The organism is Nocardia sp. CA-135398, from assembly GCF_050955845.1.
Taxonomy (GTDB): Bacteria; Actinomycetota; Actinomycetes; order Mycobacteriales; family Mycobacteriaceae; genus Nocardia.
Map to the genome: position 1 here is coordinate 4,136,071 of NZ_CP192084.1, position 17,811 is coordinate 4,153,881.

At 66.2% G+C, this 17,811-nt stretch carries 1 protein-coding gene (only partly in view); it reads left to right on the plus strand.

Translation table 11 applies throughout. The features are described from left to right. Window positions 1-17,811 carry the 5' portion of a PfkB family carbohydrate kinase gene (locus ACQP1T_RS18065; RefSeq protein ID WP_433761698.1) on the plus strand. It continues 14,763 nt past the right edge of the window, so 17,811 of the gene's 32,574 nt are visible here — the first part of the coding sequence; the start codon lies at window positions 1-3; its stop codon lies beyond the right edge, outside the window.

Consider the following 17,811-nt stretch of genomic DNA (forward strand, 5'->3'; position numbering starts at 1 on the left):
GTGACGACCGCGTTGCGACTGTTGTCCGAGCTGCCGGCGCCGATTCAGGCTGTTGTCTTCGGTGCCGAGGTCCCTCGGATGGATACCGATGCCGGTAGACGGGTCAGTGCCGCGTGGCAACAGGCGAGTGCGGAGCTCGCGCAGATCGGACAGCGGCTCGACGCGGAGATCGCGGCCTTGCCGGAAGCGGTGCGCGACAGTCTCGGTGATCAGATCGTCGCCGCCGCGAAGCCGCTGAACACGGCGGTCGCTCGCGCGGGCCAGTTCTGCAAGACGATGGCGAGCCACACCGAGCGCAGCGCGGCCGATACGGACAAAGAGGTGTACACCATGTACGCCTTCGGGGCGATGACGGTGTATCAGCTCCTCTTGGCGGGCGGCTGGCATCCGATCCGCGCGTTGCAGGTGCTGTCGGAGGCGAGAGCCGAACATCTGGCTCGGTTCGCGGCGTTTGTCGCCGAGCGTGCGGGCGCGGGTGCCGCCGCGGCGGCCGAGCGAGTCGGTCTGCTGGTCGTGCACGCGGGCGGGTTCGCGGCGCTGACCGCCGGTGTCGATTTCGGCGTCCAGGTCGGCCAAATGCTTGGGATCCTGAGTGGAGATCGCAAGAGCATCGATGGGAAGTCGGTCCTGACGGCCGCGGTCGCCGGTGCTGGTGCCGGGCTCGGTGGAGCGCTCGGCGGCCATCTGGCCCAGGCGGTCGTTCCGCATGCCACCCCGGTCATGCTCGGGCGCGCGGTGGTCGCCGCGACCGCGGGCATCTCGGGTGTGGTCGGCGGTGCCGCCGCGGCCGCCGCAGTGACCGGTCAGTTCGAACTGTCGTTGTCGGCGCTGGCCAGCGGGGGTGCCGTTGGTATGGCCGCGGCGCATGCGCAGGCCCGGATACATAAGAACTTGGCATCACCGGTTCCGGCCGGGGTTGAGGGGCTTTTGCCCGGTGGCGATGGGGTGGTTCGGCCCGAGCGGCCCGGTGCTCCGCCAGCGGAACGGGGTCCGGCGGACATCGGAAACACCGCGGGTGCCGATGCGCCGGTCGGTGAGACCGTCGGGGAGCGCGTGGCACCAGACTCTGTGGTCGCAAGCGATCCGGATGCGGCGCTGTACCGGCATTTGAACGAGCTGCGGAACCAGGAGTTGGCGGAAACTCGGGCAGCGTCGGGGACCGAAGCCCCGCAGGATGCGCAACATTCCGAAGCGGGTGGCGGCGCAAATGGTATGCGGCACAACGAAGGAGGCTCGAACGAGGCGACCGCGCACAGCGTCGACGTGGCCGAGCTGGCTCGGCGGGTGGCGGCGCGCGATGCGGCGCGCGCCGACCTGGCGGCAGCGCTGGGCGTGACGCCGCAAGAGGTGCGGTGGTGGGGGCGGCAGGTGATCGAACAAGCCATCGGCCGGTCCGACGCGATGCTGCGGGCGGTGGGCGACCGGATGGATCCGGTGATCCGAGACAGAGCGCTGGACGATGTTGGACCGCGACTGGTGGACCAGGCCAGGGAAATCGCTGCGGACAACCACAATGCGGCCTCGGTGCAGCGGTGGCTGGGAGACGCCGGGCTGGCGGGAGAACCGACAGATGTCCCTGGCGGGACCGGGTCGTCGGTGCGGCGCGTCGCTGAGGCGGCAGGGGCGGCACCGGTTATTCGAATGCTGGACCACTTGGAGCAGTACAAGGCGGCCGACACGCAGGTCGGTGTGGCCGATGGCCGTGCGGCGGATGGGACTTGGAACCCTGATCATCCGCGGTATAAGCCGGTGGCGGACGTGGTCGGGAACGCGCACCGGTCCACTGCCACGTCAGCCGATGCCGGACGCGAAGCAGTGGTGGTCGGCGAACCTTCCGGACCGGCGGAGCCCGGTCGTGGCCGTGCCGCTGCCGACGACGCGATATCTGGTGTTGATCGAGAAGCCGTGTTGGAGGCGGCGATTCGTGATCATGGTGCTGCAGAGGGCAAAGCGGCCGTGGCGAAGGCGCGGGCGGCGGATTTCAAAGTGCTGCAGCGGGAGTCGGCGCGGGCTGGGTCGGGGTTGGCCAAATGGCTGCGGTTGTCGGATACCGAGTTCCATTCGATGACACCGTCGCGGTTGCGTGCGGCCGTCGAAGCCTGGGTCGGGCAAGCGGAGCGGTCGCCGCAGTGGGCAGAGCAGGCGCGAGCGCATGCGGGTGGGTTGATCGGCGACGAGGTGCGTCGCGGCGTTGTCGCCGATAAGCAGAGCGGCCGTTACCTGATGCCGGGTGAGTCGTTGCAACCGTCTGAGGTGATGGCTGGGGATCTGCGGGGGAGGTTGCGGGAGTGGATCGGTGCGGATGCGGCGGTTTTGGAGCGGTGGACGGATGTGCACGCGACCTCCGATCGGTTGATGAAGTCTCCGGAGTTGGTGTTGCGGCTCGGAGCCGAGGAGGGCAACGCGAATTCGGCGGTGGCGCTTGATGATGCGCGCGTGCTGCATGAGCGGGAGTTGGCCGAGACACTGGCTGGTCACGAGACCGCGTTGACACCGGCGGCGAGGGACGCGCTCGCGGCCGCTGGGTTGCGGCCGCTGGAATCGGCGGCCCTGGAGCACGCGCGCGTGCTGCATGAGCGGGAGTTGGCCGAGACGCCAGGTGGTGACGGGACGGCGTTGACACCGGCGGCGAGGGACGCGCTCGCGGCCGCTGGTTTGCGGCCTTCGGCCTCCCCTGAACCGGTTGGTGTGGTGTCCGGTGTCGATCGCGATGCCCTGCTGGAGGGGGCGATTCGTGAGTACGGTGCCAGGGCGGGTGCGGACGCGGCACGGGCACTGGTGCCTGTCGGCGGATCCGATGATGCCTCGATGTCCGCTCGATCGGCCGACTCCGCGGCTCCACGCGGTTCGAAAAGCGATGGTACGGGCCCATATTCGGCTCCGCTGTCCCCGCCCGCCCAGCCTGCGGAGACAGCGGGTAAAGGTGCGGTAGCGGTACTGGAGCGAGACGGTGTCCAGTCGCAGAATCCGGTACGAGAGGCGGCACTGGACCGCGCTCGGGGGTTGCGTGACCAGGAATTGGCCGAGACCGAGCAGGCGCGTCGAGACAGCGCGGCCGCCCAATCGCCGCCGTCCGGCGAGCCCCGAAGCGCCGACTCGGCCGTGGCTCCCGGTGGTGATTCAGCTGCGTCGCGGACCGCGCACGAGACCTCTGCGCGGTCCGGCGAGCCCGGGGGCACCGGATCGGCCGTGGCTCCCCGTGCTGACCCAACCGCGTCGCATCCCTCGCCGGAGATGTCCACGCGGGAGGCCCCGCAGGAGACGTCCGCGCCGCGATCGGCTCCCGACGGCAGGGCGCAATCTCTGGTGCCCGGTGCCGCGATGCTCGGATCGGTAACGTCCGCCGTGAACAGTGTCGACACGACTGATGGTGATGCGCCACAAGGAGTTTCGAGCGTACAGTCCACCGGAGTCGAATTGCCGGAGGCGACTGCGACCGCTCCCGATCCACAGCAACTCGCACGCCAGCACGCCGATGCCGCCGCGCGGGCGGCGGAGCTATTGCAGGTGGCCCCGCAGGAGTTGAGGTGGTGGGGGCGGCAGGCGCTCGAGCGAGTGATCGACAGTTTCGAGAGCTGGTCCCGATCGCTGGGTGAGCTCGGGTGGTCGCGGCTGGATCCCGTTGTGCGGACGGGGTTGTTGGCGAATCTCGGCGAGATGTTCGGGCGGCAACTGCGCAGTATCGCGGAGGCGAACCGTGAAGCGGCCGGGGTGCTGCAGTGGCTGCGGGATGCCGGACTGGAACCGGACGGCACGGCGCTATCGGGGCAACGGACGACGGAATTGCAGCGCCTGGCCGCGCAGGACGGGCCCGCGTCGGCTGTGCACCGACTGGTCGAGATCCTCGCCGGATATCTGAGGATCGAGGCCGAATTCGCCGCGCTGCCACCGATTCCGAAGGACCCCGATCTGCCGCCCGCGACAGACGTTTCTCGCCCGGATGCCTCGCCCGGACCGGTCAGCAGCCCCCGGCAGTCATTGGGCGAGTCGTGGTGGTTCTCATCGCCGTTGCGCCCGGAGTGGATCCGGTTGGGTCTGCGACGCGGCGAACTTTCTCGGGAACTGGCCCGCGAACACGGTATCGAGATCGATCACTGGGCACTGACACCGCGGTCGCCGGAACTCGCGCGGCTGCACGACGAACTAGCCACGGCAACAGCGGAACTGGCGCGGCTGCTCGGAGTGGAGCCGGACGAACTGAGCACCCAGCGGATCGAGCAGGTCCTCGCGGAGGCCACAGCAGGGGAGGCACCGTCGGCTGGGACTGGAGCGGACCCAGGTCATACGGACCGCGTGATCGATATCGCGCGGCTGTGCCTGCTCTTGGCGGCACTGTCCGAGACCGCGGTCGGGTTCAACCGAGTGTTCGCCGAGGCGACAGCCATCGCCGCGGTCCGCGGCGACTCGGGCCAGAACTGGTTGAGCCGATTGGTTCAGATGGGGCCGGGGGAGCTGAGCAAGCGATGGCAGGCGCTGCAGGCCATCCCGACAGGCCGTGCCCGGGTACCGGGTATCTCGAGCCGCTACGCGGTCGACCGGCGGCCAGGGGCCGCGCCGAAGCCCGCTTCTACCGAGTTCCCCACGAGGCCAACGGTATCCGCTCCACCTAGGCGAGATATTGGGGTACCGCTGCACAGTCTGCCCGTGGGAATGTGGCGGCAACTCGGCACCGGCGCCCCGGCGACCCGACCGAACTCGGACCGCCCGCTGCTGCCGGTCGCCGGTGCCGATGCGCCCCTGGAGGGTAATAGCGAATTCCGTCCGTCCACCCCGCCCAGCGCGCCGACGCCGATCGACTGCGCGCATCTGGTTGCGGGCTATGCCGCCGAAGAGACCGAAAGCGTCACGCTCGCCGAGAATCTCGCGGCCGAGCCGTTGCCCCCCGATCCTCAGCTCGGCGGTGTCTCCCCCGAACGACTGCCCCCCGTGCTGCTCAACAAGCCGTGGGAACCCGTGGAGACCTGGGAGCAACTGGCGGACCTGTTGCGCGAAATGGAACCGGGCGCCGCTGCCTATGTGGTCACCGAGAGCGATCGCGCCCGCGCGATGTCGGGCCAGGGCCATGCCCGCTTGCTGTTCCACGACAAGGCCCAACCGGGCGTCATCAAATGGCGCGACCCGCTGGTCGACAACGGTGCCAAGCAACTGTTCGAACCGGAAAAACTGCCGAATAACCTGCACATATACGCGATCTTCATCAAATTCAGGGAGAGCGACGCGCAACTGCGGCCGAGCACCAGCACACCGTGGACGGGGATCGCGCTCGCTCCACCGCGCGCGCCGATGCTCCCGGTCGCGGGTACCGACGAAGTCGATGCGACAGAACTGGACGACAACGAGTCGCCACCGAAACCACCGAGCCCGGCGCAAACTGGCGACCGTCCACATGAGCCCGTCACCGCGCACGAGCCCGATGGCCGTCCGGTTGACGGGGACATGGGAAGGGCGCTGCATGCCGCGGTCGCGCGGTGCGAAAGGTTGTCCGGCGAGCTGGATCATCTGGCCGCCCTGTGCGGAGCCAACGCCACCCGCATGCGGCTCGGTTCGGCGTACCTGGCGCGATGGTCCGGCGCGTTCGAGTCGAAGGCTCGGGAGCTGGCCGACCTGTTGGCGAACGCACGACCCGACCACCCGGATCAGGCGCGGCTACCAGAGATCCTCACTCAACTCGGTGACGGACGGCAGCGAGTTCTGCGTGTCGTCGAGCATTTCCAGCGGGGGCTGCGCGCCGTGGACCACCGGTACTGGCAGCGGTTCACGCGGCGGGCGGCGGGCGGCGAGCTCACCGCCCTCCTCGAGTGGCTGAAGCGCGGAATCCTCGATGCCGACCAGCCGATGAACCTGTCCGGCATCATCTGGCTGCCGGAACTGGGCTTCGAGCAGGCAACCGAACGGGTCGAGATTTCGGACCCGGCGGCAGAATGGCGGGTTCTCGGTGAGGCGATCGGCCAATCCTCCGTCGTCGGGCGCCTGATCGACATAGTGACCGAGTATCTCGATCTCGCTCGCCTGGTCGAAAGTGCGGCCGAGCTGGACGAGGAGAGGTTGCTGGTCGATCGGTTCCGTGCCACGGCGGACGAACTCGAGACAGTTCGAGCACCCGCCACTGAACGTACTGGAGTGCGCCAGGAAGTGGATTTGCTGTCGCGGCAGCTCGATACGCTGGTGCGGGTACGTGCCCTGCGTGACAAATGGCTGGAACTGTGTGTCGCGGATCGCTCGGATCCGAGTTTCTCGATCGCCGGTTTGCGCCGGGAATTCGGGAGACTGACCGCAACTCTGCGTACGGATCTGCGGGCAGCGGACATCCTCCCGCTGGGGGCCGAGCTCACGCTCGGCGTGGTGCGGCGCGCCGAAACCCAGGCTGGATTCCAGCAGCGACAAGCGCCGATAGGCACCAGGGCCAGCGGGAAGCTGACCGAAATTCCGCAGCTGGGCAGCCGCGCCGCGCGGTATCGGAGGCTCACCCATCTGCTGGGCTATGTTGCCGAATGTGACCGCTTGGAGGAGATTCTCGGCACCGAGTTCGAGCGACTTCGTGGTGTTCGCGAGTACCTGGCCGCCCAGCTCGGGCTGGAGGGCTCGCACCGCCGCTCCGGCTGGGTGCCGGTGGAGGATCCGCGGGTGTATGAGCCGTCCGGGCAGGTCGAGGCGTCACTGCGCGGGTGGGGCGAATGGATCGCGGAGGCCGCTGGCGTACGACGGCGCGCCTTGGACGAGGTCAGGCGGCGAGCCCATCGGCTCGGGCTGCCGAACGCGGACGAGTCGAGTCCGCGGGAGCTTGCTCGGTCCGTGGACGAGCTCATCGAATGGGCGCATACCTTCCGAGACGATCGGCCGCACCCGCCGGGGATGGCAGCCGAGCTAGCCGAGGCCGCTCATCTCGCGTCCTCCGGTGAGATCGTCCGCGACCACCTCGCGCTGTACGAGTATGCCCTCGTTCGGGAGCGCAGCGCTCGGGCCGAGGCCGCCGCGGCCGCAGCACGAGATGTGCTCGCACAGAATGTGATCAGCGCACGGGACGGGCGCTGGCTGGCGCCGCAGATAGCGGTCGTCGAAAGCGGTGCCGAGGCACCCGAAGTATTCGTCGCCGGATCCGTTGCGGGGTTGGATCACGCGATGGACGCGCTCGCACCCGAGGTGCGCGCCGGGCTATCGGAGCGCAGGGCCCGCTACCACTACTGCGAGGTGACAGTTGACGAGACCGGCAGGGTGTCGCTTCGCGACGTTCGACCCATCGCTGAACCCGTCGCGGCGGCCGATCAGCCCGATCCCGACCCGCTCGCCGCGTCGCCGTCTAATCCGGATCGGCTGGCCGCGTCGCCGACTAATCCGGACCGGCTGGTCACGTCGCCGACTGATCCCGACCCGGTGGTCGCGTCGCCATCCGAATCCGCATCGCCGCCCGGTCCCGCTCAGGCGGCCGTTGACGAGGGACGTGACGCGGTATGGGACGCGGCACGCAGCACAATCGAGGACCAGCTCAATTCCTGGCAGAGCGAGGGCCGCACCGGCGAGCGCCTCACCGACTATGTCGCGTTTCTCCCGTCGGGCAGTGGCGGAACATTGGTCGTCGCGGCACCGCAGGGCATGCACCGGCGGATGATGCTCGACGTGGTGACGACCGATTCGAGATTCGTCGACGCGGGCTGGCACCCGCGATTCGACAGGCAATACCGAGGGGTGGCACCAGGCCCGGACGGCGCCGTCGTGACGAATATTTCCGCGGGCACCGCGGAGGGGCAGTACCGTGCGGCGACGGATGCCGAGGTCGAGGGCATTCTGCTCGACGAGTACTTGCGTTTTCGGCAGCTCGGCCTGGTCGCCGGGACGTTCGGCGACTGGATCGGCCTGTTGGGCAAAGATTGCCTCTACAGCAAGAAGGATGTCCGAAAGGCAACTGCCGGAACCGAAGTCGTCGCTGGCCGACTCAAGCGAGATGGCATGGTGCAGGCGTTCGCCTACATGGCGGCCGAGGCGCAGTCCTCGGTGGATATGGATCTGCCGCATCCCACCGCCGTCCTGATCAGGATCGCCACCCGGAAGTTCGCGCTGCCGGTCGCGGCCGATCAGGGCGCCGACCGGTTCTGGCGCGCCGTCCTTCGCGCCGATATCGAGCTCGGCGTCCTGAACGCTGTGGTCGATATCGAGGTCGACGGCCTGAATTGGCGGGTCGCGCCACCACGCGGGCACGGCGACGCAGGCGACACCCTGAATCGTCGGTTCCAGGGCCTGTCGTCCAAAACGGCGGAAGGACTGCTCTACCGGATCACGGAGGCGGTATCTCCGATACGTGAGGAGGGCACGCGCTTCTACCGCTTGCGCGAATCTTGGCAACTGCTCGCGACGGACGGTCATCAGCACATCACCGTCGACGTCAGCCTTGGTGATGACGACTGGCTGGCACGGCAAGTATCGGACGCCGGGGGCGGCGCAGTGCTGGATCCTATCCGGGACCCCGACCTGCGGTCGCTGGTCCGGCGGGTGGCCGAGACGCTTCGCGAAACGAAGCTGGATTCGGTCGACCGCGCGCCCCGGAAACTCGACGTCCGGCTGTCCCCGGATGAGGTTCGCCGATACGAGGATTTGGTCCGCGCCGCCGCCGAGGCCGCCGAACAGCTCCGGGCATGGACTGCGGCACGCGATGCGGTCGCGAGTCGACTCAGGGTGTCGGAGCGGGATGAGCAAGCAAGTCGGTCGGTGTCAGAGGTGCTGTGGGAGAGGGTGACCCGCGATAGGGAACTGCTGGCCGATGAACTGCGCGTCGACCCGTTGGAGTTGGCATCGATCCCGATCTCGGACGCGGGGCTCGCCGCTCGCCGGGCGAAGATCCTGCGCCGCGAATCCGATATCCAGGAGTACGTCGACCTGCGCGAGCGGCTGGCCGGATTGTCCGATGCCGTATCGCACAGCGAGCGGCAGCGTGACGACTTCTTGACCAGCCGGGTCATCGCGGCGGAATTGCGCGGCCGCGGGCATGGACAGGCGTTGGACGACCGCATCGGGTACATACCGGACGCGGCGGGTGGTCTGCTGGTGGTCGCCGCGCCGCCCGGCCGGCATATGGCGAGTCTGCTGGCACTGGCGGTGGAGCGTCCGAGGTTCGCCGACGCACTGTGGCGCGACGAGCTGGAAAAGCGGTACCTCGCGGTGACAGCGGGACCCGACGGTCGAGTCGAGATTCGGACAGTTCCCCCGGCGGAGGCAGAGGGCCCGCGGCGTCGGCAGACGGCGGCCGAGGTTCGTGCCCACCTGCTCGACCACTACTTGACCTGCCGGGAAGCGAGCCTGACAAGTGACGCATTCCGCCAGTGGCTCAGCCGGCTCGGCTCGGCGACATTCGATACGCAGACACAAGTCGTCGCGAGCGACGTGTCGCCTTCATCCACGGTGGCTTATCCGCTCCGTGATCCCGATGATCTGGTGTCGGTGGGCCACCACAAGATGACAGCCGAGCCGACGCTCGAATGGTCCCACCCCGCGCACCTTCTCCATCGGCTGTACACGCGGCAGCTGCCACCGCTGGCCGCAACCCATCGCGACCTCCCAGCAGACTCGGAGCGGGTGATGTGGGCGACGAACCTCGGCGCAACCATGGCGTTACTGATACCACTCGAGCGAGATCAAGGGCGGTGGCGGCTGTCGTCGGGCAGCGGATCCGAAATCGGTGACGTGCTCGCGCGGCATTTCCCCGACCTGACCGCAGCCACACCAGGCGAATTGGTCGAACGGATCGAGGAATTCTTACAGGAGGGCACGCCGGCTGGTACCGGTGCACACTGGCTCGCTTCGGTTCCGAAGACCTGTTTCCTGGTGGCCGCCGAAGCGGCAGAGCAGGGGGCGGGTCCGCGGCCTCGGTTCGATATTCCGCCGGAGCGTCTGGATCAGATCCCGCTGGCAGGGGTCGACGGGAAGGACGCGTCCCGGTGGAGCCTTGCGAATTGGCACCCGGGCGGATTCCCGGATGCGGCGGCGATCATCGCGCATGCGCGACGGTCCGGCGGAACCGTGATCGGCGCGGTGGATTTCGGGGAGAGCGGCGCGTCCGCGTTCACGGTGAAACACGAAGATGGGATGGTCGTAGTCGTAGAGCAGGCCACCCGTGTCGAACCCGGTGGCGTGGTGCACATCTCCGTGCGGACGGTGCGCGGAGACAAGGCGGTGGATGCATGGGCCGCCCATTTGACAAAGTCAGCAGGCATAGGCGCTAAGTTTCACGGTCTGGCTTTCAAATCCGATGGCACACCGGAACTTCCACTGTCGACCAACGGCGAACCGATCGGCCGCCGTGGCCGGGAAATCCCGGTTCGCCCGATGGGCGATCGTCCACCGGGCCGGGGGCCGCCCGATCCCACGATCGCTGCCGCACAGGCAGATTCGCACCTGGCGGTGTGGTCGGGCGAGAGCCTGTTCGTCGGAACCCGACACTTTCCGGCCCCGGAGCTCCCGCAGTCGACGGCGCTCGTGGCTCTGCTGGAGGAATGGGTCGCGCGGACCGAGGGGCAGAACCGCGTCATCCTCGCGGAAGGCCCTGTCGCCGAACCCGGTTCATCGATCGCGGACTGCTTCAGTACTCCGGACGCCGAAAGGGCCGTGCTCGCCTACATCGCGCTCGGGTACGGCATCCCCATCGAGTCCGCGGACGAGGAGCTGTCCGAACAGCTCGCGGGCCTGCTCGAAAGACACCAGCCCGAAGCGGTATTCCTGTACTACGTCCTGCGCGAGATGGCGCAGGTGCTGCGCCTGCCCGCGCACACCAGGCCGGATATCGACGAGTACCTGCGCGATACCATCGACGCCTTCCGGTTCATTCTCACCGGCGTAGACGATCCACACACCGAGTTCCAACAGCTGATGCAGCTGGTGTACCCGGACAAGGGATTCCCTCGTAGCTTCGAACCATCGGACCTCGAGTGGCTGCGCGCGGAGGCGGTGCGGCGACCCGCCCCTGGTCAGCCGAGAAGCATCGTCGCGAGCGTGACCGCGGCCGTCGCCGACCGAGTCGAAGAATACGCCGCGGATTTGGCTGCCCGGCACCGCGCGCAAGGCGCGGCGGTCTGCATGGTATTCGGTATCGATCATTTCGATCCGATACTCGGCCTGCGGGAGATGTCGGATTTCGCCGCAACTGACACCCGGATACTCGGCGCGGCGGGAGTTGGTACCCGCCCGGCACCACGTGGCACGGTCCCGGTGGATCCACATCGGGAGCATGTGATCGAAACATACGCCGTCGCACACGGTTTGAGCCGCGCCGACGTGCTGGAACGGATCGCCGACGGTCGGCTGGTGGTCGCCATCGATTCCATTATCGAGCGGGTCCGCACGAATACCCTGGCCACGCCGGACACGATCGGTCAGCGGTATCTCACCGAGGTCGTCGACAGCGAACTCGCGGTGCCGTCCGGACGGCATTACACCAGCGCCCAACCGCCCAGCTTCATCCCCGGTGGGACGCTGCCGCGGTATCTCACCCGTGACGTGCCGGTCCATGCGATGTCCGACGCCGTCGCCCCGGTCGACCCGAGCGCGGTATTCGTCAGCACCCGCGGCGACGGACTGCGCCCGGTGTGGCGCGACTGTAGTGCGGGCGAGGCCTACCTCGAGCCGGGCAACGCGCTCTATCGGATGGACGACCGCGGCCAGGAGATCTTCGAAAGCGGTTGTGCCGCACGCGACATCGGCGCTCTCGGTATCAGTTCGCACGTGGGCTCCACCGGCCGTGCGAAACCGGATGGGTTCGTCTCACTGTCGCGCAGCCCGGAGCACGTCATTGTTCGGGGGCTCCAGCACATCCCCGACGCGGCGTGGGTCGCCGAGATGGCGGCCCAGGGCAAGATGCGTCGCGAGCCCGACGGCACCTACGTGCACACGCGCCACATGCTCGAGATCTACCATCCCTACGGCATCGACGTGGACGCCACCCTCCAGGATATTTCCGGTCGCGGCCCGATCTCGAACCTCAGCCATGGCGAAGCCGAAATCCTCGCTCCCGGTGGACTTCTCGGTGAGACCGTCTTCCGCTTGTGGCCGCGAGAAGTGTCGTACTCGGCTGACGGTCGCGTGCTCGGCGCACGGGTCGGCGAGCCGATCTACAACCCGCGATTCGCCCATCTCGGAAATCTCGCGTTCGCCCGAACATTCCTATCGCACGACATCGCGGGCAACTCGGGCAGTGGTCGGATAGCCGACTGGTTCAGAGTGGTCCGCCAGCGTGCGGGCATGACCCAGGAACGGCTCGCCGACCTCATGGGAACACATCAGAAAGCCGTGAGCAGTGCCGAAAACGGTGCTGCGATAACGGTGAGCTATCTAGGGGATTTCGGTGTGGCTCTGGGTATCTCGCGTGATGTGCTGCATTCTGTGGCGCAGCATCTCGGGCCCGAGTTCGCACATTATTTCGGTGATTCGATTCCCGAACCCGAGGACGCGCCGGATCAGCCGATCGCGCAGTGGTACGAAGCGACCCGCCTGCACTATCTTCTCACCCAACAGGACCTCGCCGACCGTATGGGGCGCAGTCTTGCGGCAGTGCGCGCCGCTGAACGCGGCCATGACATAACGGCTGGCTATTTAGCGGACTTCTGTGCGGCGCTGGGTATTCCCGACGAACTTCGACAAGGCGCGGAGCAGCGCCGGATCCGCCTCACGAGAGTGATCCCGGCACTGGCCGAAGGTAGACCGGTCAGGGATTGGCTCGTGGCTACCCGGCAGGCCCGGGGGCTGACGCAATCCGATCTCGCCCAACGCATGGGTCGCGATACACGAACTGTGTCGAAGTTGGAGAAGTCCGGGTATGCCAGCCTTGATTTCTTGCGTAGATGGCGGGATGCGCTCGATGTCCCCCACAACACGATGCGCACAGTCGTGCGGTTGATCCGCAGCCCCGGTGATTCGGAGACGCCGCAGCCGGACGATGAGGCGTTCTGGAAGCTGATAGACACCAAGCCGGGATCGTCGGACGAAGCGGCGATAGCCAACAATCTCTATGAACGGTACGACTGGATCGCGCGGGCTGCGGCATGGAGATATCGGTCGCTGGCGATGTCGGTGAACGACGCCGCGATGTCCGTGGACGACGTAGCCCAGATTTTCGCAATGGCAATTATGCGTGCGATCGTCCGGCATGTGCCGTGGGGGGTGCCTTTCGATGCTCATGCCTGGGCGACTTGCCGCGGCGTGGCGCGGTGGATGTACTTCGAGTCGAAGTTCCCGGGTCTGGGCCGGAAGAAGCTGAGAAAAGTGATCGCGGTTGCTTCGTATGTCAGCAAGCTGCGCGCACGGACCACGGTGGCTCCTGACAATACGGAGATCGCGCGGGCAGTCGGCTTGTCGCTGGCTGAGGTGGCCGAAGCGTGGGAAATCATCGAGGACCCCTTCAGATCGGAAACGCTGAACGACGATGGTCGGCAAGCGCAACTGGCAGATCCGACTGCCGATACCGAAGCGCAGGCGGCGTCGAACCTGGGCGTTGAGGAGCTCACGGCCGCTTTGCGAGCCGCTCTGGTGGAGTTGCCCGACCCTGAGATCGCGGTCCAATTGGTCAACTTGCATTTCATTCAGGGCATTTCGGAGCGGGACGCCGCCGCGCGATTGCGGATCGATGCCGCCACTGCGGGCGAGATCATCGCGGAGTCCCGCGCCGCACTCCGAGTCGCGTTCGCCGGAAGAGTCGCGCAGGACATCCACCAATCGGCGAGGCTTCCCGGTTCGTCGCATGTCGAACCGGCCGCAACGCGCCACGCCGAGGTCGTGGAGGGGGCGGTGTCGGCACCCGGCGACCGTGTCGTGGCCGTGCGTGAGGCGCGCGCCGAGACGCCGGGGCGCGCTCAGTTTGCTGATCGCGCCGTTGCCGCACCAGATGATTTGGAGAAGGATCTCAGCGACGCCCGACGAGAACGTGTCAGGACCGCGAATAAGCTTCGCGCTGCGGCACTTTGGCTGGGGATCGAACCGTTCGAGCCCAGCGCCGCGTCACTCGAACCGCAGCAGACTCGGGCTCAGCATGCCCACGAGACCCTGGCCAGCCTGCTCGGGATCGCCGCGTCGGATCTGACGGTGCGCCAGCATCTCGAGGCACCGGTCAGACGACTGCAAGACCATCTGCGCGCGCTCGACGACGCGGGTTGGTCGCGGCTGGCCGGGACCAACCCGGCGGGTCTCGGATCGTGGATCGTGGATGCGATGCGCTTGGAAAACGACGCGCAGATCGCGACCGCCCGTGCCATCGAGGGCGACACCGCCCTGGCCGATTCGCTGCCCGGTCGACGCGCCGCTGAGACCGCGCGGTTAGCCGAGTTGATGGGCGTGCCGAAACCCATGGTGCAATCCGCGGCCGAGGGCAGCGATCCGCTTGCCGAACTGAAGCGTTCGACCGCGATGTTCGGCACCGAGACCGCCCGGCTGGCCGAAGCAATCGTGGAATACCTCGAAACTTCCACGGTGGTCCATCACGCCACCAGCTGTTTGGAATGGGATCGGTTGATCGACAACCTCGCCGATCGTGTGGCGAACCGTTCCAGGCAGCCCGCCACCACCCGGCCGAACCCATTGCTGGACCGAAAAGGGCCACTAGGGACAGCGCAACTGAACCTGATCGAGGTCGCGGATATCGTTCCGGCGGTACGTCACGCGGTCGAGCTGTGGATGACCGAAATAGACGAGCTGCTCGAGTTGATCAGGAATCCTGACCAGTCGACTTTCGATGAAATATTCCACCGCTATCTAACAGCAGGAACCGAGCTTCGTCCCGTGGAACGAACAGTTGACGCCATTATCGCTTCGGATCCCAACAGTTACCCGGGCATTATAGAAGCAAAAGTAGAGGCATCAAAGATACTGTCCGAAGCACGCCACCAGATCAAGACGAACGCAGAATTAGGTGGCTGGGTCACAGATATGTACCATCGCCGCGACAGCTTGAATCTGGACCGGCGAACGCGTTTCCTTTTGGAGCGGGTGTACAAGGATTTTCGAGCCACTGGTTTCGGTCTTCCGGAAGAAAGCATGGCAAGGATCGTCCAGATCGACACGAGAATGGTGGAATTACGGATTCGTTTTCAGAAGAACAAGTCCGATGCTCTCACGGCCGCGGCGGTTCCGGTGACCGAGGCCGAGCTGGCGGGGTTGTCCATCGACGACTCGGGAGTTATCAGAACCGGCGAGGGCAGCTTTCTTTTACCGCTTGACAACGCATTGACCGGTAATATCCAGACGTCGCTGGCGCGATTGAGTAACCGTGGTGTGCGGGAAAGGGTGTACCAGGCTTCGGTGGAGCTCTGCCGCACCGGAGAATTCGACAATACTCAGATCGCGGTCGACATGATCGCTTTGCGAGCCGAACGGGCCGCGCTGTTGGGGTTCCCGCATCATGCGGCGTTTATCGCCGATCAGGAGCCCGTCGATCCGGAGTCGGCGACGGCGATCCTGAAGAAGTTGGCGCCTTTCATAGTGGCGACGACTCGCACCGAACTACGCGAGGCTGCTGAAGCCGTCGACCGTGATCATCTCGAGCCGTGGGATGTCGACTATGCGCGGCAGGTCTTCTTATCGAGGCAGGCTGGAGTCGACGACAGGTCCCTGGGGCAGTACTTCGAGCTGGAACGGGTGCTGACCAAGGGGGTCTTGCGCCTCTGCGAGAGCGTCTTCGGCGTGTCGTTCACCGAACGCGACGATGTACCCGCTCACCACCCCGACATCAGGGTGTTCGAGGTAACGGACTCCGCAGGCGATACGCTCGGGCTTATATTCTTCGACCCTTACAAGCGGCCGGGGAAAAGTGGTGGTGCGTTCACCCAGCCCATTATAGACAGGTTCGCTCCACTGAACCGCGCTCCGGTGTCCATTATTTGTTTGAATATCGAGAAACCGAACAATGTAAAATATCCGAAGCTACTGACCTGGCTTGAGGTTACGGATATCTTCCACGAGTTCGGGCACGGGCTAAACGACATGTTGGGCGAGGGTGCTCACGAGGTATCGTCTCGCCGTTTGCCGCGCACCTGGGCGGAGGGGCCCGGCATGCTCGCCGAAGAATTCGCGATGCTGTTCCTGACGGAATACGCGTTCCATCACGAGACGGGCCAGCTGATTCCTTCGGAAATGGTTGACCAAATCCGGGAGTCGGTGCGAAGAAATAATGGCTCGAAGCTGGCGAGATGGATGGCGCGCGCTGTCCAGGATCTGGCATGGCACCGCCTCGCTCCTTCGGAGGTTCCTTCGGGTGCGGATTTGCGATCCAAGGTGCAGGAGTTCGAGGACTCCGTGCTGACCGAGGTTGGTCTCGATCTTCCGACGGTTCTCGACGCCGGTCCGCTTCAAACCTACGGTCATATGTTCGTTCTCGACTATCACAGTACTTACTATTCATATCTTTGGAACGACATCTTTGCCAGCGTTGTCGGGGAAAAGGTTGAGCAGTTGATCGCGGCAGAAGGGGGCTTCACCCGCGCGGTCGGTAATTGGCTTTACGAGAACGTCTACCGTCATCAGGAACTTTTCCTCGAAGAAGTGATCGGGAATTTCCTGAACCGGGACACTGACCTCGGGCCGTATCTCGAAGCCAAGGGCCTGCTCGTGAGCCAACGGGTGGCGACTGCCGATACCGCCGGTCGCGGTATCGCGCGGACCGGTGCAGTCCACTGCTTTGTGGAAAGTATGAAGCGGGTGCGCGATCGAACCGGTCGCGCGGATCTCGGGCATCTGCTGCCGGGGGAGATCGGTGCGCGGGGGGCATATCCGCTGGCTGCGCAGCGGGCCGCTGGTAGCGAGTTCCGTGAAGTCGAGTCGTTCGAGTGGCTGGAGCGGAATGTACTGACATTGCCGCCGGGCGCGATTGCTGTGGTCGGGTGGCAATTGGTGGATCCGGCCGACTATCGGATCAGTCTTTCCGACAGTGGTCCGGGATCGCATTTCGTGACGTTGGAACATAGCAAGGAGAAGCCTGGAAGTCTCGTGTACTTCGATCCGTCCGATGGTCGCGAGCACGAGTACGACATCGGGCTACGCCCGGACTCCATGAAGCTGCCGGACGCTCCCGCGGTCGCGGTTCTTTACAACCATGAGGGTGTCGTCCAGGCCCTCCCGGGAGATCCCGCGCTGCCGATGTTTCCCATCGCAGGTACGGGTCCCGATGACCCCGCGCCTGGTCGCGGAGACGCCGAGCCGAATGACCGGCAGGCGGCAGCGCGCCGTGCCCACGCCCGCGCCGCGGAGCTGCGGCAGGAAATGGTCGAGCTGCTCCGGCCGCGCGGCATCGATCCCGATGAACTGCTGCGCACCGGATCGGCTGCCTGGGAGAGCTGGTTCACCAGGTATCGACAAGTCCGCGGTGATCTGGCCGGAATGCTCGCCATCGGGCGCGGCCAAGCGGTGGACGACGAATGGATACATCATGTACTGCGGGAATGGCAGGCGCGGGGTTACCTGACGCCCGAGGTCGCTGCCGCTGGTCAGGTATTCGCCGAATACTCCTTCGCCGCAAGGCTTATCGACGAAATCCAGCGTCTGAGCACATGGGTCCGGACGGTCGACGCGGTCGAGGCCGAGCTGACGCGTCGCGCCGGCGAATTGCGTCGGCTGACCGCACACGTGCACGGTCTGATGCGCGTGGTCGCCGACTTCCGGCCGGTCGGTGCGCTGGTTCGAGTAATCGGCTCGATGCTCGCGGCGGTGGTCGGGCAGGTCGAGGCTCTGCGCCGGCTGGCGGCACAGGCTGACGAGATCTATGAACTCGGCACGGCCACAATGGATTACGAGCGAACCCTGCGGTCGCTCGAGCCCGCGCATGAGCGGATGCTCTCGGCGGCATGG